Genomic DNA, 24,676 nt, shown 5'->3' on the forward strand with positions numbered 1-24,676 from the left:
TGTCTCCCCATAGCGGCGGATGAATGCTTTAGGGTAATGAGCTGTACGGACCCGCGCACGATGGTGCCTTCCCCTTCTTAAGCCAAGGAATGCCGGGAGTCCATCGTCTTTCGTGGGTAGACAACAATCGAAAGGCATTACTGTGAAGACCTCGCGTCTTGTGCTTGCCCCCGCAGTAGCCGTTGCATTGACAGGTCTTGCTGGCGCCCCGGCGTTCGCAGCGACAGAGTCCACCGCTTCGGTCCCTCAGCAACCGCTGTGCGCCCAGGGTGATCAGCAGTCATCGAGCAGCTCCGAATCGGATTCTTCGGTTCCCGACGAGTCGGATCCGCAGGCGACCCTTGCGCAGGCGCAGGTGACCCGCGCCGACATAGCTGACGACAAAAAGGGAATCGGCTTCTCCGGCACCGGATTCAGCCCGGACCAGAAGGCCACGGTGACCGTCGTCGGCACCGATGGCACCGAATACTCGCCGGACAAGAAGCTCACGGTCGACGAAGACGGAAAGGTCTCCGGCACCTACTTCTTCACCGTCACCGACGGTGCCCAGGTGCCTGTCGGCGAGTACTCGCTCTACCTCACCGATCTCAAGTCCGAGAAGAAGTCTTCGAAGGTGACCTTCGAGGTCGTCTCCAAGGCCTCCGAGGTCGACGAACCGGGCAAGGGCGACGACGATAAGTGCGATTCGGCCACCGGTCCCATCAAGACTCCGGACGAGACTCCCAGCGAAACGAAGTCCCCGGAGCCCTCCGAGACGAAGACCGAGGAGCCCACCACCGAGGCGCCCACGCCTTCGGAGACGAAGACCGAGGATCCGACCACGAAGGCTCCTGAGCCGACGGAGACCAAGACCGAGGAGCCCACCACCGAGGCGCCGAAGCCGAGCCCGTCGGAGACGAAGACCGAAGAGCCCACCACCGAGGCACCGAAGCCGAGCCCGTCGGAGACCGACAAGGGTGAGGACAAGGACGACAAGGCTCCTGCGGACAACGTGAAGCCGGGACCCGCCGAGGGTCCGAAGGACGAAGCGCCGAAGTCCGACGAGCCCAAGGTCGATGAGACCGACGGTGCCGAAGACGACAAGAAGGCCGAGGACGAGGCTCCCGAGTCCACCGGTCCGGCCAGCCCCGGCACCGAGGACAAGAAGCCTGCCGCAGCCGCACAGGCGTCCATGTTCATCAACCCCACCGAGGTCAGCTCCGAGGACTTCCTGAACGACGGCATCAAGATCGGCGTCAGCGGGGCTCAGCCCGGCGAGAAGGTCTCGATCACGGTCGAGCATGCCCAGGGCAAGGTCGACCGCTACACGATGACCAAGGAAGCCGATTCCGAAGGCAAGGTCACGTTCGGCGTCCAGGCCAAGGTCAAGGCCGTGCTCGGCACCTACAACGTGCGTGCCCAGGCCGAGAGCTTCGATGAGCCCCAGGGCGGAAGCTTCACCGTGCTCACCAACGGCACCGCCGTCGACGAAGGCGGAAACGGGGCCGGGAACGGCAGCGGCTCGAATGATTCGGGCAGCGACCTGCCGCGCACCGGTGCCGAGATGACCGGACTGGCCCTCGGTGTCGGTCTGCTCGCAGTCGGTGCAGCAGCTGTCATCATCACCCGTCGGCGGATGAACGCCTCCGACGATCCCGCGGAGTTCTAAGCCGCGTTGAACGATGAATTGTCCCTCGCGGGGCTGCAGCTCGACGGACGCGAGATCGACCTCGGACGTCTGCGAGCAGGGACAATGCTCGGACTCATGGGCAGCCCGGACAGCACCACCTCGGTGGTGCTGTCCGCGGCGGCCCTGCCCCACGTCGCACCACCACCACGCTTCCCGACCGGTCGCCGGTCGGGTCGCTTGCGTGTGCGCAGCTGGATGAAGAGCTATCTTCGCGAAGCCGATGCCGGATCTGGGGAGGCGGCATCGGCAGCGGATCCATCGGCTGCATTGACATCGTTCGGACTGCGGTCCGATATTCTGCGTCGGCGCCTCGACGACCTCGACGCGACCGATCGTGCCCGCCTCGCCCTGGCCGCGGCTTGGGCGAGCGGCGCGAAGTGGCTGGCTCTCATCGACCCGTTCGGTTCGGTCCCCGGCCATCTGCGCACCGGGCTGCGGGGTCGCTTCGCCGAACTCGTCGCCCAAGAAGGGCGCGGGGTCGTCTTCAGCTCGAATTCGCTGACCGACCACACCATCGCCGAGGCGGGGGTGGCCGATATCGAAAAGGACCAACTCGTCGCGCTCGGCTCCTTGGAGCAGATCGTCACTGAACCGCGCGGTTCGCTGCCGGCCGAGCTCAGCGGGGTCAACGTCTATTCCGGGCTGGCCCGGAAGGGATGGCTGTCCATCGGCCATTCAGCCGTGCGCGCCCGCACCGAACTCGACGGGAAGGTGTTCGTCACTCTCGGGTGGCGTGCCGCCCTCCTGTCACTGGACGAACACGACCCGGCGTTCACCTCGGCGACGGTGTTCGAAGCCATCGTCACGGGACTGCGCGATCGCGGTTCCTGTCTGCAGGCGAAGCTCTCACCGGTCGACACGGAGATGGGTCTCGCGCTCGACGTCGACCTCGCCGACCTCGCCGGAGTGCCGAGAACGCAGACGGATCCGACCATCGGATTCGGTGTCCTGCACCCGGGACTCGGCGCGACGATCTCCGAACTGCGAGCCAACGTCAAGGTCGGCACGCATGTCTTCGTCGAGGTCGACACCTCTGCCCTGCATGCCTACCCGGTCGAGTGATCCGCGGCAGATAGACTGAGAACTGCCCAGTCCCCTCAAGTCCCCAACCGAATCAGGAGCGCCATGCGAACGTCGCGCAGACTTCTGATCTCAGCGCTGACGGTCGTCGTCCTCACAGTGGCAGCGGTCCCCCTCCTCAACTTCACCGTCTACACGCCCGCGCGAGCCGCCGAATCCTATATCTCGGCGATCGAACGCGGCGATGCGCAGAGTGCCTTCTCCTACCTGTCCACGCCGACTCCGACATCGACCTTGGCACTCAGTGACGAAGTGCTCTCCGCGGCTCCCGATCTGCCGCGCGAGCCCGAGGCCGAGACCGTTTCCGTCGACGGCGATCACGCGAAGGTCAGCCTCAGGTACAACCTGTCCTCGCGGGAGCAGACCGTCGATCTCAACATGGTCCGCCTGCCTGCCAGCGCGGGAATCTTCAACCGCTGGGCCATCGAACAGGAAGCATGGCCGACCTTGACCCTGGACGTCTCCGGTTCGTCGACGGCGACGGTCAACGGATACGGGGTCAGCACGGGGAGTGTGCCCGTGCTGTTCCCGGCGAGCTACCTCGTTGGTTTCGATGCAACGTATCTGAAGTCGCGATCCCAACGCACCGAGGTAACCGCCCCCGGCGACTCCCCCACCGTGAAGCTCTCGCCCGAACCCACGGCCAAGCTCGAGCAGACCGTGGAGGAGCAGGTCACCGACCATCTGCAGGACTGCATGAAGTCGAAGACGCTCATGCCGGCCGGCTGCGTCTTCGGCTACGACACGGACAACGAGATCATCGGCGATGTCTCCTGGTCGCTCGAGCGCAGTCCGCAGATCGGGCTGACCTCGTCCGGCAGCGATCTCGAACTCACTCCCTCGACGGTCGAGGTACGGGTCAAGGGACGTTACCGCGACATCGTCACCGCTGCCGAACACGACTTCGACGAGAAGCTCTCCTTCGTCCTCGGCGGCTCGGTGGTCGTCAAGTCCTCACAGGTGAGCTTCGAACCGCGCCGCCTCGGCGACGTCACCATCGCCTGAGGGGCGCTCCTCCTGCTGAGGTCCCAGTCCCGCTCCACAGGCCCGTGTCCGGACCTCCGACGGATGCGCCTCTCGCGGTTCTCCTTGCCACAGTGATTGTTGGGTCGATCCACGGCGTTCAGAACGCCGCAACCACCATGGATCGACCCAGCAATCTCCGTGCATGGGCGATTCTGCGACTACCGTCCGCCTGATCTACAGCGGCCCTCGCTCCGGTGGCGGAGCGCTCAGGCGCCGCGGAGGTCGAGGGTGAGTGCGTTCGGAGCCGAATCCACGAGCTCGACCGGGATGCCCCAGTCCTGCTGGTAGAGGTGGCAGGCCGCGTGCAGCGGGATCTCTCCCCCGGGCTCACCGTCGCAGGCTGCAGCACGCGCTGTCACGTGCAGCACTCCCTCGGTGTACTCGGGATTGATGACGATATCTCTGCTGAGCCCCTCGGCTCCGCCTTCTCCTGAGGAGATGAGTTCCGGCGGCGTCGCAGACACCTGCAGGAACGTGGGATCACCCCACCGGTCGTCGAGCTTCTGACCAGCTGGGACAGTGAAACTCACGGTCAGCGACACCGGACCGGAGGCGATCTCCGTCGAAGGGCGCTTCGTCGTCAATGCGCCTTCGTCGACCTTCTGGGCGTCCTTGGGCAGCTTCACCCGGGTGAGTGCGTGTGCGGCGGACTCGACGACGATGAGTTCGGCGTCATCGGGGGTGCCTTCGTTGCCGATGAGGACGATGTCCGAGGGTTCGCGCAGGCCGCGCGCCAGGGTCGTGACTTCCTCGGTCCTCGGGTCGAAGCGGCGGATCGCACCGTTGTAGGTGTCGGCGATCGCGACCGATCCGTCAGGCAGGCTGCGCACTCCCAGCGGGTGCTGCAGGCGGGCTTCGGCGGCCGGTCCGTCGCGGAAGCCGAAGTCGAAGAGTCCGACGCCCACCAGCGAGGACACCTCACCTGTGGCGGGATCGAGGCGGCGGATCGCCGAGGTCTCGGAGTCGGCGACGAACACCTCGCCCGCGGACCCGAGGTCCAGACCGGAGGATTGGGCGAACCAGGCTGACTCGCCGTCGCCGTCCACCAGGCCCTCGTTCATCGTGCCCGAGAGGATGCGGATCGTGCCGTCCTTCGGGTCGAAAGACCAGATGGTGTGGTTGCCTGCCATCGCCACGACCACCTCGGCGGTGGAGGGGACGAAGAGGACATCCCACGGCGACGACAGCTTCACGTCTACCGCGGGTCCGTCGTATCGTCCCAGCTCACCGGGCTTGCCGCGGACGTTGTCGATGGCCCCGACCATGTGCTGCTCACCGGTGCCGGCGATGGTCGTGACCGTCTCGTTCGTCAGGTCGATCCCGCGCAGGGTGTGGTTGACGGTGTCGGCGACGACGAGGTCGTAACCGACCTCGGCCGCCAGATCGGCAGGCAGCACAGTGATGCCGCCGGGTTCGCTGAAGCTCGCCGAGGCGAAGTCGCCGTCGTCCGCGCCGCGCTCACCGGTGCCGATACGGCGGATGATCGTGGCCGCATCGTCGTCGTATTCGACGAGGCTGTGGTGTCCGGAATCGGCGACCATGAGGTGGCCCGAGGGCAGCCGGGTGGCCTTTCCGGGGTAGAACAGGTCTGTCTCCGGGGCAGGCGGCGGAACGTAGGGTCCGTCGCCGGAGTGGAGGGTGCCCTTGGCCGAGTGCTCCTCGATGAGGCCCTCGATGATCTCGGTGAGACCGGCCGCGTGGCCTTCACCGGACATGGTCGCTACGAGGTAGCCCTCGGGGTCGATGACGGCCAAGGTCGGCCAGGCGCGGGCGGTGTAGGCCTGCCAGGTGACGAGGTCGGGATCGTCGAGGACGAGGTGCTCGACCTGGTACCGTTCCACGGCCTGGTCGACGGCTTCGACGGTGCGTTCGAACTCGAATTTCGGCGAGTGCACGCCGATGATGACGAGCTCTTGTGCGTACTTCTCCTCCAACGGGCGCAGTTCGTCGAGGACGTGGAGGCAGTTGATGCAGCAGAAAGTCCAGAAGTCGAGGAGAACGACCTTTCCGCGCAGGTCGGCCAGGGTCAGATCCTTGCCGCCGGAGTTCATCCATCGGCGGCCGACGAGTTCGGGCGCACGGACCTTGACGTCCCGTGTCGACGAGGTGGCTGACGCGGAGAATTCTGGACTGGTGTTCATGATTCTATGATCGCAGATCCCCCACCGAGGCGGCCTCCCCGGTGTCATTGTGTGACAGTTCCGCTCGCGCCCGGTCCGGCGTTGGCTCTGTCCGCAGGCAGCCCGGTGCCGGTTCCGACTGTGATCGGTCCGGCGTTGGTTTCGGCCGCCGCCGATCAGCTGCGGGAGGGACTGTCGTTCAGGTGTAGTCGCGGGCGCCGAAGATGCTCGAGCCGACTCGGACGATCGTGGCGCCTTCGGCGATGGCGAGTTCGAAGTCGTTGCTCATGCCCATCGACAGCTCGGTCGCCTCGGCGGGCATGGCCCCGTCTCCGCGCAGCTTCTCGCTGAGTTCGCGCAGGTCCGAGTAGCTGGGGCGGATCTCTTCGGGACTGCTGCCGGGCAGGCCGATCGTCATGAGTCCGCGCAGCCGCATCCGGCCGAGCTCCCTGGCCGCGGTGATGAGTTCCTCGGCGTCTTCGGGCGCGACACCGAACTTCGAGTCTTCGCGGGAGGTGTTGACCTGGATGAAGTAGTCGACGGTCTCATCGAGGACGTCGAGACGGTTGTTGATCTTCTCGGCCAGCGGGAGGTTATCGACGGACTGGACGCAGTGAGCGTGCCGCAGGGTGTGATTGACCTTGTTCTTCTGCAGGGGTCCGATGAGGTGGGTCTCGGGGTTGAGGTCGGCGAGAGCCTCGGCCTTCCCGGTGATCTCCTGCACCTTGTTCTCGCCGATGAGGGTGAACCCGTGCTCGAGGGCGACGCGTATCTTCTCTGCCGGCTGCGTCTTCGTGGCCAGCAGCACGCGCACATCGTCACCGCTGCGACCGCTCGACTCGGCGGCGGCGCGGGCACGGTCAGCCACCTCGTCGAGGTTGCCGATGATGGCTGCGATGTCGTCGGCGGACAGCGAGGGGGAATCAGGCGTACTCATGTCTCCAGTCTTACATGAGCCGCGCGAAGTTTCAGGTCGCCGAAGATGCCCGGCCGAGAAACGAAATGCGGACGATCCGGGTCGAAATCATCGTGATTCCTCGACCTGGATCGTCCGCAGCTCGGTGCCGCCGTTGTGAGCGGGCTGTGCTTGTTCCAACCGCCTCGGCGTCGGTTGAGTGCTTACTTCGGCAGGCCCTCGGCGTTCGGGTCGATGTTCTTGATCAGCGCGGAGGTGTCGAGTCCGCCGAGGTCTTCGTCAATGAGCTTCTGCAGCTGTGCATGGACGAGGGTGGCCGCCGGGAGGTCGACTCCCTGGGTCTCGGCGCCGGCGAGGGCCAGGCCGACGTCCTTGTGCATGAGTGCGGTGGCGAAACCGGGCTTGAACTCGTTGTTCGCCGCGGCCGTGGTGGTCACGCCGGGCACCGGATACCAGGTCCGCAGCGGCCAGGAGTCGCCGGAGGACACCTTGGCAATATCGTGGAAGACCTTCGGATCGAGGCCGAAACGATCGGCCAGCACAGCGCCTTCGACGACACCCTGAAGGCTGATCGAGAGCATCATGTTGTTGACGATCTTCGCGGCCTGACCTGCGGCGTCACCGCCGGCGTGGAAGATGTTCCCGGCCATTGCCTCGATGACGGGTCGGGCCTCTTCGATGTCGGCGTCGTCGCCGCCGAGCATGAACGTCAAGGTGCCGGCCTCGGCACCGGTGACGCCGCCGGAGACGGGACCGTCGATGAGGCGGAAGCCTGCCTTCTTCGCCTCGGAGTGGAGGAGGCGGGCCGAATCGAAATCGATCGTCGAGGAATCGATGAGGAGGGTCTTCCGGTCTGCGTTGGCCAGGACTCCGTCGGGCTCGAGGTATGCGGTGCGCGCGTGCTCGCCCTTGGGCAGCATCGTGAAGACGATATCGGCACCGGCGACCGCCTCGGCGATGGAACTCACGGGGTTCACCCCGCTCTTCGCGGCTGCGTCCACGGCCTCGGGGACGAGATCGAAACCATTGACGGTGTGACCGGCCTTGACCAGGTTCGCAGTCATCGGGCGGCCCATATTTCCCAGGCCAACCCATCCAATCGTCGACATAATATGCCTCCTCGCATCATGTTCAGCAACTCTTACGTGTTCCCTCTCACAGTACGCCAGTGAACGCGCGGAAGCCCGGCGGGGAGCCTCACCTCTTCCGCACCGGTTATGTGCGCGTACGCAGATAGAATGGGGCCACTATGGCTTCCTATGCACCTGGCAGTTCCGGTCCGCAGATCGCCCCCGAGGATCTGCTGACTCTGCTCGCCGTCGCCCGGCTGGGGAAGTTCACGGCCGCGGCACACAGCCTCGGCCTCAACCACACGACCGTGTCCAGACGCATCGCCGCGCTGGAGAAGGCGTACGGCGATCGCGTGCTCGTGGCCTCGCCCGACGGGTGGGAGCTCAGCGCCGCCGGGCGTCAGCTGCTGCCGATCGCCGAGGACATCGAGGCCGCTCTGGGGCGCATCGATGCGCATTCGAATTCCGCTCTGTCCGGAACGATCCGGCTGGCGTGCCCGCAGGCCTTCGCCCTTGAGTACGCCGTTCCGGCGCTTACCGAACTGCAGGGGCAGCACCCGGGACTGCAGATCGAACTGATCACCGCTACGCAGCGGGCCCGGCAGTATCGGTCGGGCGTCGATATCGAAATCGTCGTGGGACGTCCGGATGCCCCGCGCTCGATCGCCAAGCACATCCGCGACTACCGGCTCCAGCTCTACGCTTCGCAGGATTACATCGCCTCGCATCCGATGCCGCAGACGCTGGATGATCTGGCCGACCACCGGATGGTCTACTACATCGAGAATTCGCTGCGGGTCGATGATCTCGACGAGGCGGCCGACGCACTTCCGCGCGGGAAGGGATTCTTCCGGTCGACCTCGGTGCATGCGCATGTGCTCGCGACCTCGCACGGTGCCGGGATCGGCATCCTGCCCGACTTCCTCGCCCACGGAAACTCCCGCTTGGTGCAGGTGCTGCCCGAGCTGTTCTCCAAGCAGGTGTCGTATTGGGCCTCGGTCCGCCACGAGTCCCTGCGCAACGCCGGAGTCCGCAAAGTCCTAGAATCCCTCTAATTGCTACCTGACGGCGGCCCAGCTACCTCGCGCGAGGTTGCTGGGCCGCCGTCAGGTAGTTCTGGGAGGGGGAGCGAGATGCTGGAGAGTTCAGGCGGCCACCCAGCCGCCGTCGATGCTGTGAGCGCTGCCGTTGATGACTGCGGCATGATCCCCGGCCAGGAAGGTCGCGATCGCCGCAACGTCCTCGGGTTCGGCGAGCTTGGGCACCGCGGAATGGCCGAGGAAGACCTGTTCGAGGACCTCGTCCTCGCTGATGCCGTGAGTCTTCGCCTGATCGGCGATCTGCCCCTTCACCAGTGGCGTGAGCACGTAACCGGGGTTGATCGCATTGCACGTCACTCCGTGCGGGCCGGCCTCGAGTGCAGTCGTCTTCGTCAGTCCCATGAGACCGTGCTTGGCCGCGACATACGCGGACTTGTTCGCCGAGGCCCGCAGACCGTGGACGGAGGAGAGGTTGATGATGCGTCCCCAACCGCGTTCGTACATCTTCGGCAGCACCGCCTTCGTGAGCACGAACGGCGCTTCGAGCATGAGCGTATTGATCAGCCGCCAGTCCTCGAGCGGAAACTCCGTGATCGGGTGGATCCGCTGGATGCCGGCGTTGTTGACGAGGATGTCGACGTCGAGCTCGGTGCCGTCCAGCGCCGAGGTGCCCGCCAGGTTGACTGCCCACGCTTCACCGCCGATCTCGTCGGCAACGGCCTGTGCCGAGTCGGCGTCGACATCGGCGACGATGACAGAAGCACCGGCCCGTGCGAACGACTGAGCGATCGCTTTTCCGAGCCCGGATGCTCCGCCGGTGACGAGGGCGCGTTTGCCGGTGAGGTCTCCCATGAGATGTGCCTTTCGTGGTTCGAGTCTGTCGTACGTGTCCATCTTCCACCCTGCGGAGGCCGAGGAATCATCGAGGTGGGCGCCGAGGCGGCTGCCGAGCGTAGGTCGCAGTCCGACAGGTGAGGTCGGCGCCAGGCAAAGGGGCGGTGCCGATATTCACCGACACCGCCCCTCACCGGGTCACCATCCGGCCTCAGCTGGCCGTGGCGACTCCGCGGCGCACCTTGTCTGCATGGTCGAGCGAGCGCAGGTCGATCCCCTTGGTCTCGCGGGTGAACATGAGTGCGATGAACGAGATGATCGCAGCGGCCAGCAGGTAGAGCGCGATCGGCACCGAGGAGCCGAAGGCGTCGAGCAGTGCGGTGGCGATGATCGGCGCGAAGGATCCAGCGACGATGGCCGTCACCTGGTAGCCGGTCGAGACGCCCGAGTTGCGCATGCGGGTCGGGAACATCTCGGACATGATCGCCGGCTGGCCCGCGTACATCAGTGCGTGGAAGACGAGACCGATGAGGAGGGCGAGGAAGATCATGCCGGCACTGCCGGTGTCGTACATCGGGAAGGCGAAGAAGCCCCAGGTCGCGGTCAGGATGATGCCCACGGCGTAGGGCATCTTGCGTCCGATCCGGTCGGTGGCGGCACCGACGAGCGGAACGAGGACTGCGTGGATCGCATGGGCGCCGAGGAGGAGGCCGAGGATCTCGGCGGATTCGATCTTCACCTGCGTGGCGAGGTAGGTGATCGAGAAGGTCACCACGAGGTAGTAGTGGATGTTCTCGACGAAGCGCAGGCCCATCGCGGCGAAGACCTCACGCGGATAGCGCTTGAATACGGCCTTGATGCCGTAGTCGACGCCTTCTTCGATCTCCTCGGCCTGAACCTCGTCGAAGATCGGCGCATCGGAGACTCGGGTGCGGATGTAGTAGCCGATGAGGACGATGACGGCCGAGAGCCAGAACGAAATGCGCCAGCCCCACGACAGGAAGTGCTCTTCGGTCAGCGTTGCAGTGAGAACGAAGAGAACCGCGGTGGCCAGCAGGTTGCCCAAGGGCACGCCGGACTGCGGGAATGATGCCCAGAAACCGCGCTCCTTGTTCGGAGCGTGCTCGGCCACGAGGAGGACAGCTCCGCCCCATTCGCCGCCGACTGCGAAGCCCTGGACCACACGCAGCAGCACGAGCAGGATCGGAGCGAGGTAGCCGATCTGGTCGAAGGTCGGCAGACAGCCCATGAGGAACGTGGCCACACCGACGAGGACGATCGAGAGCTGCAGCAGCTTCTTGCGTCCGTACTTGTCGCCGAAGTGACCGAAGACGATGCCACCGACGGGGCGGGCGATGAATCCTACGGCGTAGGTGGCGAAGCCTGCCAGGATCGGTGTCAGCGGATTGTCGGAAGGCGGGAACAGAATGTGGTTGAACACCAGCGTGGCGGCCGAACCGTAGAGGAAGAACTCGTACCATTCGACGACCGTTCCGGCCATCGAGGCAGCGACGACCTTGCGCAGCTGAGCGCGGATCGACTTCCTCTCAGCATTGTTCTGAGAACTCATGGGACTCCTTCGTTTCCACAATCCGCGTCACCGTTGAATGCGCGAATAGGCTTGCTCCGGCGCCGACCGGCTGACAGCCCGGAGCACTCAGACCGCATCGGCGCGGCCGGTGTACCCCTGCTTCAGCGCAGTGTTTGGGGCGCTTGGATATTTCTCATCCAAGGATCAGTGTGCGCCACGTTACGGAGTTTTTGGTAACGACCTGGCCATAATCCGAGAATTTCCGGTGCACATTCGTGCACAGCGGTTGTGCAGCAGTCAGCTGTGACCGCTGCGAGCTCGCAAGGCCCATTGTGGCGCGAATCGTCCCTGTGCGTCAGGCCAGCTCCCCCGCGTCTGATCACCACGCCGGCCATCGAGGTACCACCGCAGTCAGCGCAGCGAGCACAACCCCGAACCTCACCGTCGGCGCGGAGGCGCCTTCGCATCGCGTTCGGCCATCGACGCGAGCATCGCATTGTAGGCGCGCAGCTCGGCGTCGTCGGTGCGGTCTTCGCTGCGGTCGATGCGCTTGGCCTCCCGGTCCGAGGACTTCGCCCATTGGACGCAGACCATGATCGCGATGAACAGGGTCGGGAATTCGCCGATGCCCCACGCGATGGAACCGCCGAGCTGCTGGTCGTCGATCGCCGTGTAGCCCCATCCTGCGCCGACGTTGCCGAACCAGTCTCCGGCGATCAGCACGTTCGAACTCATGATCGAAATGCCGAAGAAGGCGTGGAAGGCCATCGTCACCAACAGCATCACGAGCCGCATCGGGAAGACAGGGCGCTTGACGCCCGGATCGATGCCGATGAGGGCTTGGGCGAACAGGTACCCGGCGCCGAGGAAGTGGGCGATCATCAGTTCGTGCCCGATATGAGTATCGAGCGCGTAGTACATGATTCCCGAGTAGTAGAAGACGACCAGCGAACCCGCGAAGTTCACACTCGCCACGATCGGGTGCGCGAAGAAGCGCAGGTACGGAGTATGGACGAGCCAGAGCACCCATTCGCGCAGGCCGACGGACCCGTCCGTGCGCGCCTTCGTTCCGCGCATGAGCATCGTGATCGGTGCCCCGAGCACGAGCGGCAGGGGCACGACCATGACCAGGAGCATGTGCTCGATCATGTGCGCGGAGAACTGCACCTCGCCGTAGACCCGGGGTCCGCCCGAGGTGACGTAGACGAGGAAGACCATGCCCACCAGCCAACTGATGAGGCGCAGCACCGGCCATTTGTCGCCTCGGCGGCGGAGGTTGATAAACGCCACGACGTAGGCGATCGAGGCGCCCGCTGCGATCGCGATCCACAGTGGATCCATCGACCATTCGCTGAAGTAGCGGGACAGGTTCGGCTTCGGCGGCAGCGGATCACCGGTGAGGATCTCGGCCGGGGTGGGGTCGCCCACCGGCTCCTGCGGCACGGGCGGCTGTGACCGGGCCAAGGCCACGGCCAATCCCATCGTGACCCCGAAGAGGATGAATTCGACGGTGATGAGGCGCCAGAATTCCACTGTCGCCGAGGCGGCTGTGCCCAAACGTGAGATGACGAACTGACGGTGCCAGAATCCGATCAGACCGAGCAGGACCGTCGCGAACGCCTTTGCGAGGATGACCTGCCCGTACGTGGTCATGAGGTCGTCGAAGCCCTGCACGCGCAGAAGCGAGTTGACGACTCCGGAGAAGACGATGAGGCCGAAGGCGATGAGGGCGATCGTCGAATACCGTTCGACGACCGGCTTGAGGTTCTTCGAAGCGGCCAGACGGGTGCCCAACAGGGCGATGACGAAGAGCCCACCGAGCCAGAGGACCGCGCCGAGGATGTGCAGACCGAGGCTGTTGACGGCCTGCGTGTGCCCGGAGGCCTCTGCGGAGTGGCCCATCAGAGCCAAGGGGAGGATCACGGCGACGCTGAGCACTCCGGCGGCGGCGATGCCGATCTGGGAGCGGGTGCCGAAGCACAGGGTCGAGGCGACAGCGATGAGGACGACGATGAGCACCCACAGCTGCCCGTAGGCGATCTGAGTGACGAACACGCCGAGTTGGTTCGAGAAGTCGAGATAGGCCTGGGCGCCCACAGTATCGACGAATGAGAAGACGAGCACGGCGACCGCAGACAGCGTCCACACGACCGAGGAGTATTCGGCAATCTGAATGGCCTTCGTCCACAGCGGGTCGAGAGGAACGTCATCGTCCGTGGCCTTGTGCCGGCGGGCGCGACCGCCGGCTGTGCGCGGGAGGATGAGGACGGCGAACATGAGGGCGCCGACGGTCAGCGACATCGCAATATTGAAAACGAACTTCGCTGCGGGAAGACCGAAACGGACGACAGAGCCGGGGTCGTTGAGCAGAGTCGGGTTGGCTGCTCCGGTGAAGAAGAGTGCGGCCAGACCGGCGACCACCCCGAGGAAGACGACGATGGGGACCGTGGCACGTTGCACGAACCGTGTGATCGGTTCGAAACCTGTAGAACTCACTGCGCGCGGACCGCCCCTTCTGACATGACCCAAGGATATCGTTCGGCGTCGCGCCACTGCCAACCGGGAGATCTCTTCGTGGCCGAGATCTCGGGGAGCCGCCTCGGCGAGGATGGATTCAGTCGTACGGGACGACGATCCTCCCTGTTCGAAGGCGGTCTGAGACGCTTGAAGACGCTCAGAGACAGCAAACGGCCCGGATCGTACGATCCGGGCCATTCGACGCTGCTGCGTTGATCAGTTCGGGCTGCCAGCGGCACCCTTCAGCTTCGAACCAGCGGACAGCTTCACGGAGTAGCCGGCCTTGATCTGGATCTCTTCACCGGTCTGCGGGTTGCGACCCTTGCGAGCGGCACGCTCGGTGCGCTCAACGGAGAGCCAGCCGGGGATGGTGAGCTTTTCGCCCTTGGCCACGACGTCGGAGAAGACATCGAAGACACCATCGAGCACGTCCGAGACCTGCTTCTGGGTCAGGCCGGACTTCTCGGCAACTTCTGCAACGAGCTCACTGCGGTTCTTAGCCATAAAAGTGTCCTCCTTAGGACAAGTCGGTAGGTCACCGGTCCGTTTTTCCGATGACGAACTTCCTCGAGATTACCAGCTCGACTTGGTAACGCCGGGCAACTCGCCGTTGTGTGCCATTTCGCGGAAGCGAACTCGCGAGAGTCCGAACTTCCGGAGGTAGCCACGCGGACGGCCATCCACCTGGTCGCGGTTGCGAACGCGAACCGGCGAAGCATCGCGGGGAAGCTTCTGCAGTGCGAGGCGTGCTTCCTCGCGCTGCTCATCGGTGGAATCGGGGTGGGTCAGCTGACGCTTGAGAGTCGCGCGGCGCTCTGCATAGCGTTCAACGATGACGCGACGCTGCTTGTCTTTTGCGATCTTTGACTTCTTAGCCATGTGCGCTCAGCGCTCCTCTCGGAAATCGACGTGCTTGCGGACTACGGGATCGTACTTCTTGAGCACGATGCGGTCCGGGGTGTTGCGGCGGTTCTTGCGGGTCACGTAGGTGAACCCGGTGCCGGCCGTCGACTTGAGCTTGATGATGGGACGAACATCCTGTGCCTTAGCCATCAGAGCTTCACTCCCTTGGCGATGAGTTCGTTGACCACAGCGTCGATTCCGCGAGCGTCGATGACCTTGATGCCCTTAGCGGATAGGGTCAGCGTGACGTTGCGGCGCAACGACGGAACGTAGTAGCGCTTTTTCTGAATGTTCGGGTTGAAGCGGCGCTTCGTGCGGCGCTTCGAGTGGGACACGTTGTGTCCGAAACCGGGGACTGCCCCGGTTACCTGGCAGGTTGCTGCCATGTCTCTCCTCCAGTTCACAAGTTACCGACTCTCGAAACAAGCCCCTGCGGGATTGCACTTGCGTGCCCTCTCCGCTTGCTTGCGCCGATGTCGGAAGACATCAACAAATTTTCTCGACTGTCACCGTGAAAATTGTGTACGCCAAAACAGGTCTGCCCGTTCGGGCGAGATGTCTCACCAGCGCTGAAGCCGTAGCCTGTGAGAGATGGCCGAAGCTGGAGTGCAGCGGTGGGTGAGCACCATGTGTGTCCTAGCAGATCGATCGGTGACCTGCCTGCTACGACACAACAAGAATCAATCTTACTGAGATGCCGGGCCGGAGAGCAAATTCATCCTGGTTTCTGCGGTGGGGCCTTCGTCACTGAAATCTTCCGCGTGGAAGGGCTTGTACGGTCGTCATCGACGCCCGGAGGGACCTTTGTCGACGCCCGGAGGGACTTTCACAGGTGGGGCCAAGCCAACTCGGTGATTTCCGCAGTAGGCTTTCGTCGGCAACGCGTCCTGTCGGCGATCCTGTTGAACGACTGCTCGACTCGTGCCAAGGTAAGTAGATGATTGCCACCACATCTGGCATTCAGGAGGACTGATGAGCGACGTTCCACAGAGGCCGCGCATTCGTCCGGCGACTAGCGACGACTGGCACAAGGGTTCAGGTGAATCTGCTGGTCAGACCCCGTCGTACGGGAATGACGCGGAACGTTCGTCTGCCGATTTCGACAACTCGACCTACTACGAGTACCTCGAACGGCACACGGGGGAACAGTCGATCTCGAAAGCTCGCAGCGGCAATGTCTTCGCCCCTGCCGGACGCTCACCCTTCGATGACGCTCACTCTGCCGGTTCCCACCAGTATGTGAATTCTCAGCAGTCTCAGCAGCCTGCCGGCGGTGGTGCCGGCAATGGCGTCGGCGGCTCGACACAGAATGGAGCCCAGACTCCTCCTTCCCCACAGTTTCCGCCCACCGTCCAAGACGATTCTTCCTCGCGCAATGGTCTGAAGATCGCTGTCGTCATCATCGCCATACTCATGGTTCTGGCCTTGGTGGGATTCTTCGGTATCCGGTGGCTCGCGCCGTCCTCGGGAACCGTCCCTGTGGATGTCGGATCCAGCGAGCCGGCCAGCTCGTCGCCCAGCCCTTCGGATGACCTTGTCCAACCGACGAAGAGCCCGGAAGACCAGCTCGACGCCTATACCGAAGTAGGCACCGAGAAAGCCGCTGACCTCGAAGGTGAGTGGGTGACTCAGGTGAGCGCGAAGAACGTCGGCCTCAAGGCCGACGGCAAGACCTGGTCAGCGCAGGACATCCTCAACGAGTACGAGGCCAACAAGGTCAAGTACCCGGGCGCAATCCTCATCCACAGCGGCGACTGGGCCTCGTACAGGGACGGCAGCTACTGGGTCACGGTCGTCGACACCGGCTACAGCAATCCGGAGCAGGCCCTCGACCAGTGCCGCTCGTGGGGTCTCGACCGCAACCACTGCATCGCCAAGCGACTCGTCAAAGACGGCAGCCCCAAGGACAACAGCGCCTACCTCGACGGGTAGACCGCACCGTCGGACCGGCCGGAGCACATGCAGGTCTGCCCCTCGACGAGCATCCCGCTCAGTGCTTCAACTGCATCGTCAGCAGGTGGTAGCTCAGCGTCTTTCCATGTCCGTCGAGGTGGCTGACTCCCGTGACACCCCTGCCCAGCATTCCCTTGAGTTCAAAACTCATGGCGTTCAGCCGCGGCAATAGACAGCGGCGGACTCGCGAGACCGGCAGCCCGAAGTGATGCGCCACTGCCTCCTCGGTGACCGCGCGACTCAGCACGGAGAATTGGGCCCCTTCACGGGCAATGACACCGAGGATGAGCGTATCCCCTTTGTCTCCGGTCCTGACTGCGGCCAGGTCATCGACGGTGAGCATGTGCTCAGACTTCGCGGCCATCAGACGCCTCCTCATGGTCAGTCAGTTCGTCGGCGTGAATGACGGAGACCTTCGTGAGTGCACGCGGCAGCGAACACGATTTGACACTGAGGCTCTCCCGAACGGACGTCCTTGCGCCGCCTCCTCCCGCCGGCCCGTTGGTATAGAGCGCCTCGACCTCGGCTCCGATCGCAGAGGCGCGTCTGCGGCTCTGAGCAGCTCCTGCCACCCGCAGTCGCACTTCGGGCGGATCTGCCACATCGCTGAGACCTCTGAAGCTGGCTCCGGCGCCGATGAACTCTACCGAGAGTTCGGATTCCCGATATCCGTGTATGCGCTCCAACCGACGTACGACGATGTCTGCCGCGAGCTGGGCACGCAACAGAGCCCGCGGGCCGGCATAGGTGATCTGTCCTTCTGCTTCCCACCCGCCGAGGTAGCCCAATGTCACCTTGAGCTCGACTGGTGCGGCAACTCCTTTTCCACCAGTTACAGCGATCCGGTCGGACCCGACCTCTCGGAGTACTGTTCCAGTGAAGTCTGCGACCACGTCCGGGGTGACGTAGGCACCGGGGTCGGCCACTTCGTAGAGCAGCTGCTCCGTGCAGGTCCGGACGGTGACGGCGCCTCCGGTACCCGCGAGCTTCCCAATGACGGCGTCGCCGCTGGGTGAGACATCGGCGTAAGGGAAGCCGAGACGGTCCAACCCTGCCACGGGCTTCGTCATCGGGTCGGCGAAGTATCCACCGGTGACCTGGCCTCCGCATTCGAGGAGGTGGCCGATGACAGTGGCCTGCCCGATGAGGTCGGAATCGTCGTCCGACCAGGAGAAGCTGTGGCTCAGCGGCCCGACGTACAGCGAGGGATCGGCAACTCTGCCGGTGATGACGATGCGTGCACCTTCGTCGAGCGCACGTCGGATGCCGGATGCGCCGAGGTAGGCGTTGGCAGAAGCGAGCCGGGGCTCCGAGCTGGCAGCCGGTTGGGAGTCTTCCCACCTTAGGGGATCCGTCGCAAGCACTTGGTCGAGCACATCGTCACCGATGACAACTGCCACCGGCATGTCAATGCCCATGTCGTCGAGAAGCCCAGCGACGGCGCGCCCTGCTGTAAGCGGATTGGCTGCTCCGCCATTGGTGATGATGCGAGTTCCGTTGGCCGAGCAGTGCGGTGCGGTGAGCCGGATCCTATCGAGCAGAGTCGGATCGTAGCCCGCAGAGGGGTCATTCAGCCGGGCTTTCTGAGCGTTCGCGACCGTCCGTTCGCCGAGGAGCTCGAAGACGAGGAAGTCGAGATGCCCAAGCTGCGCGAGCTCGAGGGCCGGGTCGAGACGGTCGCCGGCGAACCCTGCTCCCGATCCGATGCGAACTGTCCCAGGTTCTGGCGGATCAGCTTCTCTGGCCGTTGAGCCCAGATCCTGTGCTTTTACGATACCCACAGCGGAATCACTCCTAGTGCGATGGCGACGATGGTGACGACGATGCTGACCAGCCACAGCCAGCCGGTGGCGCGGATGATGTGCTTGCCGATCGGGACCCCGGCTAAGCCGACAAGCAGATAGAAGGAGCCGGTCAACGGGCTGATGGGGAAGCCCAGTGTCTCCTGCCCGATGATCGATGCCTGACCGAGGACGACCGGATCGATGCCGTAGGTGCTGCCGACGCTCGCCAGCACGGGCAAGAGCCCGAAATAGTATGCGTCCGGGCCGAACAGCAGACTCATCGGCACGCCGAGCACAGCGACGATGATCGGCAACACCGGCATGACGCCGGCGGGAAGCACAGCGGTCGCCGACTTGGCCATCGCCTCGATCATTCCGCTTTCGTCGAGCACTCCCAAGAGCACACCCGCTGCCAACAGAGTGCTGGCCATGAGCATGCATGATTTGGCGTTGAGGTCGAACTGTTCGGACTGACCCGCCATTCCGCGGTGGTTGATCAGCAGAGCGAGAATCGTTGCAACCATAAAGGTCAGTGCGGGTGAGATCACGCCAGTCATCATCGTCGCCAAGGCAGCGACGAGCACGACACCATTGAGGACGAGCGACAGCACCGTCGGCCCCGCCTCCGCTGGACCGCGAGTGGAGTTCGAATCACCCGCAACATCGGTTCCGTCGGGTGAGCCCGATCCCGCCGTCTGGTCGGTTCCAGCCGTTTCCTCCGAACCCTGTGCTGATCGGATTGTGCTGGATGCCTCCGCCGAACGGCCGGTTTCTGCGGCCGACGTCGCTGCGACCATCACCGAGTCGGCAGAGTCGTCGGCAGGCACCCGGTCGAGCCGCTTTGCTTCACGATGCCCGAGGTACCAAGCCACTGCCAGAGCCGCAATGATCCCAGCGATCTGAGCCGGGATGAGAGGGACCCACAAGTCGTTCGCATCGACCTTGATCGTTGCCGCCGCACGGGCAGTCGGCCCTCCCCAGGGCAACATGTTCATGACGCCGGCGCCCAGCGCCACGCACGTCGACAGCGTCAACCGGCTCATCCCGAGACGCTGGTAGAGCGGCAGCATGGCTGGGATCGTGACCAGGAACGTCGTCGCACCTGCACCGTCGAGGTGAACGACACATGCCAGAAGTGTGGTCGCAACGGCTACGTTGCGCGGTGAGGATCCGCCGAACCTGATGATCCGATCGATGATCGGGTCGAAGAACTTCGCATTGCGCAGGATTCCGAAGAAGACGATGGCGAAGATGAACATGACGACGACGTCTGCGACTCCCGCGATTCCGGCTGAGACGAATTCACTGATGTCGGCCGGCGACTGTCCGGCGATCAGCGCCGCGACGAGCGGCACTCCGGCCAATGCGACGACCGGAGAGACCTTCTGCGTGAGCAACAACGCCAGAATGATGAGCATGGTGACATAGCCGATAAGTGAAAGCACCTTTGATTCCCTTCTCGATGAACGTATTCATCCTCGTTGAGCATGAGTAGGACCGTCCAATATCCGTTGCGGCTAGACTCATGATTCATGGTTATCAATCTGTCCTTGCACCACCTGCGAGCAATCGAAGCGGTGCAGCGCACGGAGAGTTTCACCCGTGCGGCCGAGGAGATCGAGGTCAGCCAGCCGGCTCTCAGCCGTACCGTCGCGGAGGCAGAGCGACGCATCGGCACACAACTGTTCGAGCGCACCACCCGCAAGGTCACCGCAACGGTTACCGGCACCGAAGTGGCACTGTACGCCGCACACGCAGTTCGCTCGTTCGACTCGGCATTGGAACGGATCTCCGGCTTCGTCACCGGCAGTTCGGGGCAGGTGAGAATCGCCTGCCTGCCATCGTTGGCAGCAACCGGATTGCCCGAGGTCGTTCACGCGTTTCGCCGGGAGTTCCCGGAGGTCGAACTCGTCATCCGTGATGCGGCTCAGGATCAGGTCGTGCCGATGGTGACCGAAGGGACGGTGGACATCGGCCTCGTCGCCTTCACGGACTCTCTCCCTGCCGATCTGGCAGTGACTCCATTCCTGTCCGATCCTTTCGTCGCAATCGTTCCACGCGGTCATCGATTGGCTGCACGCGCATCTGTGCGGTGGGAGGAGTTCCACGGCGAAGAGTTCGTCGGCTTCAACTCCGTGACGAGCATCGCGCCGATGGTGCGGCGAACTCTGCTCAAGGCAGCAGCAGAACCCCATGAAGTGCAGACGGCAGATACGATTCCCGCGGTCGGCGGCATGGTGGCAGCAGGTATGGGCATCACCGCAGTACCGAGGTTGGTCGTCCCCCTGATGAATTTCAGCGATCTCGTCAGCATCCCGATCATGCCCACCATTGAACGCAAACTGGTGATCGCCTACCTTTCCGATGCTCCGCTCCCGCGCCCGGTCTTCAACTTCAAACAGCGACTGATCGAGTCAGCCGCCGAGTGACTGGCGAAACGCTGAAACGCCCCGGCCTCGCATTATGCGAAGCCGGGGCGCTCAAGCTCCCAAAGCCGGCTAGGAGCCGACGCCAGGGCGAGAATCAGGCCAACATCAGAGTCGGGTCCTCCAGACCCCGTCCGACGTCGGCGAGGAACTTCGAGATGATCTCGCCGTCGACGACACGATGGTCGGCGCTGACCGACAGCGTGGTGATCTCGCGCGGAACGATCTCGTCGTCCACCACCCACGGCTTCTTCCGGACCTGTCCGAACGCGAGGATCGCGGCCTCACCAGGATTGATGATCGGCGTACCGGCATCGACTCCGAAGACACCGACATTCGTGATCGTGATCGTGCCCCCGGCCTGATCGGCCGGCGGCGTCTTGCCCGACCGCGCCAGAGCGGTGAGATCCTGAATGCCCTGCGCCAGTTCGCCCAGCCCCATGGCCTGCGCGTTCTTGATGTTCGGCACGATCAGTCCGCGCGGAGTGGCGGCCGCGATGCCGAGGTTGACGTACTTCTTCACGACGATCTCGTCGCCCTCGAGGCACGAGTTGATCCGCGGGTTGCGTCCCACGGCCCACGCCACTGCCTTGGCGACGATGAGCAGCGGCGAGACCTTGACGTCCTCGCCCAGGAACTTCGTCGACTTCAGCCGGCGGACCATCGCCATCGTCTCGGTGACGTCGACGTCGAGGAACTCGGTGACGTGCGGCATCGTGAATGCCGAATCGACCATGGCCTTCGCCATCATCTTCGTCACGCCCTTGAACGGGATCCGCTCTTCCAGCGCTCCCTGATCACTCGCCGAGGCGGCCGCCGGTGCCGTCGCACCCGACGTGGGAGCGGCGGTCCGGTTGGCGGCGGCGTGCACATCGTCGCGCGTGACGTCCCCGCGGGGCCCGGTCGGTGTCACCTGGGAGAGGTCGACCCCCAGATCCTTCGCGAGCTTCCGCACGGGCGGCTTCGCCAGCGGCTTGCTCGGTGACGCGGGAGCCGAAGCGGACTGCGACTGCGCTGCCGGAGCAGGTGCCGACGCCGACTGTGCCTGAGCCGCCGGAGCCGCGGCCGGTGCAGGCGCGGCCGCCTCCGCAGCCTGGGCAGCTGAGGCAACCGGGGCAGCCGACGCTGCGGGAGCGGCGCCAGCGGCGGGAGCGGGGACGGAAGCGCCCTTCCGCGGACGCCGCTTCGACGACGTCTCCTTCGCTCCATAACCGACGAGAGTGGCTCCGCCGTCGGCATCACCGGAGGCATCGACCGACTTCTCAGCCGAACCGGAAGCCGGCGCATCAGCGGAGGCGGGGGCCGCCTCGGTGTTAGCATCATCTCCGCCGAACCGAATGATCGGGGTGCCGACCTCGATGGTCTGGCCCTCCTCGACAAGGAGCGCACCGACGGTGCCGGCCTGCGGACTGGGCAGCTCGACGAGCGATTTCGCGGTCTCGATCTCGACGAGAATCTGGTTGACGGTGACAGTGTCGCCGGGGGCGACCTTCCACGCGACGATGTCGGCCTCGGTCAGGCCCTCACCGACGTCGGGAAGAGGAAATTCGAATGACATTCTTGACTCTCCTCGAAATCAGTAGGACAGGGCCCGATCGACACCATCGAAGATGCGATCGAGGTCGGGCAGGTAGTGCTCTTCCATCCGCGAACCGGGGTACGGGGTGTGGTAGCCGCCGACCCGGATGACCGGGGCTTCGAGGTTGAAGAAGCAGCGTTCGGTGATGCGCGCGGCGATCTCCGAACCCAGCCCCAGGAAGGTTGGAGCCTCATGGGCGACGACCAGTCGGCCGGTCTTCGTCACGGACTTCTCGATCGCGGTGAAGTCGATCGGGTTGAGGCTGCGCAGGTCGATGAGTTCGACGCTCTTGCCTTCCTCGGCGGCCGCGGTGACCACGTCCTGCGCGGTCGGCACCAGCGGGCCGTAGGCGACGAGGGTGACGTCGGTGCCTTCGGACACGACGCGGGCGTCATGCATGCCCAGCTCGCCTCGGGCCGACGTGTCGACGTCCCCGCGCATCCAGTAGCGACGCTTGGGTTCGAAGAACATCACCGGATCCTCGCTCTTGATTGCGTCCTGGATCATCCAGTACGCGTCGTGAGCGTTCGACGGGGATATGAGCCGCAGTCCCGCATGGTGGGCGAACACGGTCTCGGGGCTCTCCGAATGGTGCTCGGGTGAGCCGATGCCGCCGCCGTAGGGCACGCGAATGACCAACGGGATGTTCTCTTTGCCCAGGGTGCGGTTGTACAGCTTCGCCACCTGGGTGACGATCTGGTCATAGGCCGGGAAGATGAACGCGTCGAACTGGATCTCGATGACGGGACGGTAGCCGCGGATGGCCATGCCGATCGAGGTGCCAACGATGCCGGATTCGGCCAGCGGGGCATCGATGACACGCTGCGGACCGAAGTCCTTCTGCAGACCCTCGGTGACGCGGAAGACGCCGCCGAGTTTGCCGATGTCCTCGCCGATGAGGACGACCTTCGGGTCGTCCTCCATGGCCTTGCGCATTCCGGCGGTGATCGCCTTCGAGAGGGGAAGTTTCTCCATCAGGCCTCACCCGCATCGGCGAACGAGGCCTGGTATGCCAGGAATTCGGCACGTTCCTCGTCGACGAGGGAGTGGGGTTCCGCGGTGACATGGGCGAACATCTCGACGCCGTCGGGGTTCTCCATGGTCATGCAGTTGTGGCGGATGCGGGCGGCGAGGGTGTCGGCCTCGGCGTCCACCTCGGCGAAGAATTCGTCGCTGGTCTCGGTGTGCTTGTCCAGGTAGGCCTTGAGGCGGGTGATCGGGTCGCGGTCCTCCCAGATCTCCTCTTCGGCCTTGTCGCGGTACTTCGTCGGATCATCGGCCGTGGTGTGGGCGCCGCGACGATAGGTGAAGGCTTCGATGAGCATCGGGCCGTGGCCGGCGCGCACGGAGTCGAGGCTGGCGCGGGCCACGGAATACATCGCGATGATGTCGTTGCCGTCGACGCGGATGCCGGGGACTCCGAATCCTTCGCCGCGGGTCGACAGCGGGGCTGCGGACTGGACGTGAGTGGGTTCGGAGATGGCCCACTGGTTGTTCTGGCAGAAGAACAGAACTGGGGCGTGGAAGGCTCCGGCGAAGGTCAGTGCTTCGGAGACGTCGCCCTGCGAGGTCGCACCATCGCCGAAGCAGGCGATGGAGACAGTGTCGCGTTCGATGTCGCCGGTGCCGACGTCGCCGTCCATGGAGATGCCCATGGCGTAGCCGGTGGCGTGCAGGGCCTGCGAGCCGATGACGATGGTGTAGGTGTGGAAGCGGTGCTCCTGCGGATCCCAGCCGCCGTGGTTCTGACCGCGGAAGATGCTGAGCAGGGTTTCGGGTTCGACACCGCGGGTGTAGGCGAGGCCGTGTTCGCGGTAGGTGGGGAAGACGAAGTCTTGGGGGCGAGCGGCCCGTCCCATGCCGATCTGGGCTGCTTCCTGTCCGAACAGAGGTGCCCACAGGCCCAACTGTCCCTGACGCTGCAGAGCAGCTCCTTCGGCGTCGATGCGGCGGACCAGGACCATATCCCGGTAGAAGCCGCGCAGATCCTCATCGGTGAGTTCTGCGGCGAAGGCATCGTACTCACCGGATTCGACGCGGTTTCCGTCTTCGGTGAGCATCTGGATCATTCTGGGCTCCGAGGACTGACTGTGGGCAGCGCCGGTTCCCACTGAAATGTTGGAGGTCATTTCAGTTCTCCTTTGTTCGAGGTCCATCTTCACCGGAGGTGACCAGTGGTGGACCGTGTCCGTCGGGCAGGCCCTCGGATGTGAGAACTCGCCCTCGAG

General features: G+C 64.4%; 22 protein-coding genes. 6 read left to right on the top strand and 16 right to left on the bottom strand.

Annotation, left to right across the window (positions count from 1 at the left end):
- Window positions 1-142: 142 nt before the first annotated feature.
- From HIM68_RS19350 to HIM68_RS10890, 3 genes are all read left to right on the top strand, one after another.
- Window positions 143-1,648: an LPXTG cell wall anchor domain-containing protein gene (locus HIM68_RS19350; protein ID WP_172172038.1), complete on the top strand. Its 1,506-nt coding sequence runs from the start codon at window positions 143-145 to the stop codon at window positions 1,646-1,648.
- 6 nt (window positions 1,649-1,654) lie between these two features.
- Window positions 1,655-2,731 carry an ABC transporter gene (locus HIM68_RS10885; protein WP_172172040.1) on the top strand — a complete coding sequence of 359 codons (1,077 nt, stop codon included), beginning with the start codon at window positions 1,655-1,657 and terminating at the stop codon, window positions 2,729-2,731.
- 63 nt (window positions 2,732-2,794) lie between these two features.
- Window positions 2,795-3,754, top strand: coding sequence for a hypothetical protein (locus tag HIM68_RS10890; RefSeq protein ID WP_172172042.1), 960 nt, complete (start codon window positions 2,795-2,797; stop codon window positions 3,752-3,754).
- A 227-nt stretch (window positions 3,755-3,981) separates the two neighbouring features.
- On the opposite strand, the gene HIM68_RS10895 is transcribed toward HIM68_RS10890, so the two are convergent.
- The 3 genes from HIM68_RS10895 to mmsB all read right to left on the bottom strand — a co-directional run bounded on the left by HIM68_RS10895 (window position 3,982) and on the right by mmsB (window position 7,920).
- The gene (locus HIM68_RS10895) at window positions 3,982-5,916 is read right to left on the bottom strand and encodes an NHL domain-containing thioredoxin family protein (protein ID WP_172172045.1); all 1,935 of its coding nucleotides are present in this window, start codon (window positions 5,914-5,916) and stop codon (window positions 3,982-3,984) included.
- Window positions 5,917-6,094: 178 nt separating this feature from the next.
- Window positions 6,095-6,832, bottom strand: coding sequence for a YggS family pyridoxal phosphate-dependent enzyme (locus HIM68_RS10900; protein WP_172172047.1), 738 nt, complete (start codon window positions 6,830-6,832; stop codon window positions 6,095-6,097).
- Between the two features lie 182 nt (window positions 6,833-7,014).
- Window positions 7,015-7,920, bottom strand: coding sequence for a 3-hydroxyisobutyrate dehydrogenase (gene mmsB, locus HIM68_RS10905; protein WP_139468974.1), 906 nt, complete (start codon window positions 7,918-7,920; stop codon window positions 7,015-7,017).
- A 140-nt stretch (window positions 7,921-8,060) separates the two neighbouring features.
- Between mmsB and HIM68_RS10910 the strand changes: the two genes are divergently transcribed.
- A complete protein-coding gene (locus HIM68_RS10910) occupies window positions 8,061-8,936 on the top strand; it encodes a LysR family transcriptional regulator (RefSeq protein ID WP_139468973.1) in 876 nt (291 codons plus the stop codon).
- 90 nt (window positions 8,937-9,026) lie between these two features.
- Here the strand turns inward: HIM68_RS10910 and HIM68_RS10915 are convergent, their stop codons facing one another.
- The 7 genes from HIM68_RS10915 to rpmB form a co-directional block, all read right to left on the bottom strand.
- Window positions 9,027-9,773 carry a 3-hydroxybutyrate dehydrogenase gene (locus tag HIM68_RS10915; RefSeq protein WP_172172049.1) on the bottom strand — a complete coding sequence of 249 codons (747 nt, stop codon included), beginning with the start codon at window positions 9,771-9,773 and terminating at the stop codon, window positions 9,027-9,029.
- A 193-nt stretch (window positions 9,774-9,966) separates the two neighbouring features.
- Window positions 9,967-11,325: an MFS transporter gene (locus HIM68_RS10920; RefSeq protein WP_139467449.1), complete on the bottom strand. Its 1,359-nt coding sequence runs from the start codon at window positions 11,323-11,325 to the stop codon at window positions 9,967-9,969.
- 399 nt (window positions 11,326-11,724) lie between these two features.
- Window positions 11,725-13,782 carry a bifunctional copper resistance protein CopD/cytochrome c oxidase assembly protein gene (locus tag HIM68_RS10925; protein ID WP_172172051.1) on the bottom strand — a complete coding sequence of 686 codons (2,058 nt, stop codon included), beginning with the start codon at window positions 13,780-13,782 and terminating at the stop codon, window positions 11,725-11,727.
- Between the two features lie 237 nt (window positions 13,783-14,019).
- On the bottom strand, window positions 14,020-14,307 hold the full coding sequence (locus HIM68_RS10930) for an HU family DNA-binding protein (RefSeq protein WP_025779153.1): 288 nt from the start codon (window positions 14,305-14,307) through the stop codon (window positions 14,020-14,022).
- A gap of 69 nt (window positions 14,308-14,376) precedes the next feature.
- Window positions 14,377-14,682 carry a 30S ribosomal protein S14 gene (rpsN, locus tag HIM68_RS10935; RefSeq protein WP_025779151.1) on the bottom strand — a complete coding sequence of 102 codons (306 nt, stop codon included), beginning with the start codon at window positions 14,680-14,682 and terminating at the stop codon, window positions 14,377-14,379.
- A 6-nt stretch (window positions 14,683-14,688) separates the two neighbouring features.
- Window positions 14,689-14,859: a 50S ribosomal protein L33 gene (rpmG, locus tag HIM68_RS10940; RefSeq protein WP_200885341.1), complete on the bottom strand. Its 171-nt coding sequence runs from the start codon at window positions 14,857-14,859 to the stop codon at window positions 14,689-14,691.
- The gene (gene rpmB / locus HIM68_RS10945; protein ID WP_025779147.1) at window positions 14,856-15,092 is read right to left on the bottom strand and encodes a 50S ribosomal protein L28; all 237 of its coding nucleotides are present in this window, start codon (window positions 15,090-15,092) and stop codon (window positions 14,856-14,858) included. The genes rpmG and rpmB overlap by 4 nt, the downstream gene beginning before the upstream one ends.
- 586 nt (window positions 15,093-15,678) lie before the next feature.
- On the opposite strand from rpmB, the gene HIM68_RS10950 reads away from it, so the two are divergent.
- Window positions 15,679-16,638 (top strand): protein kinase, encoded by a 960-nt coding sequence (locus HIM68_RS10950; RefSeq protein ID WP_172172053.1) that lies wholly within the window; start codon window positions 15,679-15,681, stop codon window positions 16,636-16,638.
- A gap of 58 nt (window positions 16,639-16,696) precedes the next feature.
- On the opposite strand, the gene HIM68_RS10955 is transcribed toward HIM68_RS10950, so the two are convergent.
- The 3 genes from HIM68_RS10955 to HIM68_RS10965 are packed head-to-tail and all read right to left on the bottom strand — an operon-like array spanning window position 16,697 to window position 19,888.
- The gene (locus HIM68_RS10955; RefSeq protein WP_253903889.1) at window positions 16,697-17,023 is read right to left on the bottom strand and encodes a hypothetical protein; all 327 of its coding nucleotides are present in this window, start codon (window positions 17,021-17,023) and stop codon (window positions 16,697-16,699) included.
- Entirely contained in the window at window positions 17,007-18,440 is a 1,434-nt protein-coding gene (locus HIM68_RS10960) for an acyclic terpene utilization AtuA family protein (protein ID WP_248283854.1), read from the bottom strand. Before HIM68_RS10960 ends, HIM68_RS10955 begins: the two co-directional genes overlap by 17 nt.
- Complete coding sequence (locus HIM68_RS10965) at window positions 18,428-19,888, bottom strand: SLC13 family permease (protein WP_172172055.1); 1,461 nt, start codon at window positions 19,886-19,888, stop codon at window positions 18,428-18,430. The genes HIM68_RS10960 and HIM68_RS10965 overlap by 13 nt, the downstream gene beginning before the upstream one ends.
- Window positions 19,889-19,975: 87 nt before the next feature.
- Here HIM68_RS10965 and HIM68_RS10970 point away from each other — a divergent pair, with 87 nt between their 5' ends.
- Window positions 19,976-20,872, top strand: a complete 897-nt coding sequence (locus HIM68_RS10970) for a LysR family transcriptional regulator (protein WP_172172057.1) — start codon at window positions 19,976-19,978, stop codon at window positions 20,870-20,872.
- A 94-nt stretch (window positions 20,873-20,966) separates the two neighbouring features.
- On the opposite strand, the gene HIM68_RS10975 is transcribed toward HIM68_RS10970, so the two are convergent.
- Genes HIM68_RS10975 through pdhA form a run of 3 tightly spaced genes read right to left on the bottom strand, consistent with a single transcriptional unit; the run spans window position 20,967 to window position 24,577 of the window.
- Window positions 20,967-22,427 carry a dihydrolipoamide acetyltransferase family protein gene (locus HIM68_RS10975; RefSeq protein WP_172172059.1) on the bottom strand — a complete coding sequence of 487 codons (1,461 nt, stop codon included), beginning with the start codon at window positions 22,425-22,427 and terminating at the stop codon, window positions 20,967-20,969.
- 18 nt (window positions 22,428-22,445) lie between these two features.
- Window positions 22,446-23,423, bottom strand: a complete 978-nt coding sequence (locus HIM68_RS10980; RefSeq protein ID WP_139467455.1) for an alpha-ketoacid dehydrogenase subunit beta — start codon at window positions 23,421-23,423, stop codon at window positions 22,446-22,448.
- Window positions 23,423-24,577, bottom strand: a complete 1,155-nt coding sequence (gene pdhA, locus HIM68_RS10985; protein ID WP_169253557.1) for a pyruvate dehydrogenase (acetyl-transferring) E1 component subunit alpha — start codon at window positions 24,575-24,577, stop codon at window positions 23,423-23,425. The genes HIM68_RS10980 and pdhA overlap by 1 nt, the downstream gene beginning before the upstream one ends.
- Between the last annotated feature and the right edge of the window lie 99 nt (window positions 24,578-24,676).

The organism is Brevibacterium sp. CT2-23B (assembly GCF_013168765.1).
Taxonomy (GTDB): Bacteria; Actinomycetota; Actinomycetes; order Actinomycetales; family Brevibacteriaceae; genus Brevibacterium; species Brevibacterium sediminis.

What these genes read in the sequence shown, in the direction of transcription:
- HIM68_RS10890 (WP_172172042.1), top strand. Translation starts at nt 2,795, where the DNA reads ATGCGAACGTCGCGCAGACTTCTGATCTCAGCGCTGACGGTCGTCGTC.
- HIM68_RS10895 (WP_172172045.1), bottom strand. Translation starts at nt 5,916, where the DNA reads ATGAACACCAGTCCAGAATTCTCCGCGTCAGCCACCTCGTCGACACGG.
- HIM68_RS10900 (WP_172172047.1), bottom strand. Translation starts at nt 6,832, where the DNA reads ATGAGTACGCCTGATTCCCCCTCGCTGTCCGCCGACGACATCGCAGCC.
- mmsB (WP_139468974.1), bottom strand. Translation starts at nt 7,920, where the DNA reads ATGTCGACGATTGGATGGGTTGGCCTGGGAAATATGGGCCGCCCGATG.
- HIM68_RS10910 (WP_139468973.1), top strand. Translation starts at nt 8,061, where the DNA reads ATGGCTTCCTATGCACCTGGCAGTTCCGGTCCGCAGATCGCCCCCGAG.
- HIM68_RS10915 (WP_172172049.1), bottom strand. Translation starts at nt 9,773, where the DNA reads ATGGGAGACCTCACCGGCAAACGCGCCCTCGTCACCGGCGGAGCATCC.
- HIM68_RS10920 (WP_139467449.1), bottom strand. Translation starts at nt 11,325, where the DNA reads ATGAGTTCTCAGAACAATGCTGAGAGGAAGTCGATCCGCGCTCAGCTG.
- HIM68_RS10930 (WP_025779153.1), bottom strand. Translation starts at nt 14,307, where the DNA reads ATGGCTAAGAACCGCAGTGAGCTCGTTGCAGAAGTTGCCGAGAAGTCC.
- rpsN (WP_025779151.1), bottom strand. Translation starts at nt 14,682, where the DNA reads ATGGCTAAGAAGTCAAAGATCGCAAAAGACAAGCAGCGTCGCGTCATC.
- rpmB (WP_025779147.1), bottom strand. Translation starts at nt 15,092, where the DNA reads ATGGCAGCAACCTGCCAGGTAACCGGGGCAGTCCCCGGTTTCGGACAC.
- HIM68_RS10950 (WP_172172053.1), top strand. Translation starts at nt 15,679, where the DNA reads ATGAGCGACGTTCCACAGAGGCCGCGCATTCGTCCGGCGACTAGCGAC.
- HIM68_RS10955 (WP_253903889.1), bottom strand. Translation starts at nt 17,023, where the DNA reads ATGGCCGCGAAGTCTGAGCACATGCTCACCGTCGATGACCTGGCCGCA.
- HIM68_RS10970 (WP_172172057.1), top strand. Translation starts at nt 19,976, where the DNA reads ATGGTTATCAATCTGTCCTTGCACCACCTGCGAGCAATCGAAGCGGTG.
- HIM68_RS10975 (WP_172172059.1), bottom strand. Translation starts at nt 22,427, where the DNA reads ATGTCATTCGAATTTCCTCTTCCCGACGTCGGTGAGGGCCTGACCGAG.
- HIM68_RS10980 (WP_139467455.1), bottom strand. Translation starts at nt 23,423, where the DNA reads ATGGAGAAACTTCCCCTCTCGAAGGCGATCACCGCCGGAATGCGCAAG.
- pdhA (WP_169253557.1), bottom strand. Translation starts at nt 24,577, where the DNA reads ATGACCTCCAACATTTCAGTGGGAACCGGCGCTGCCCACAGTCAGTCC.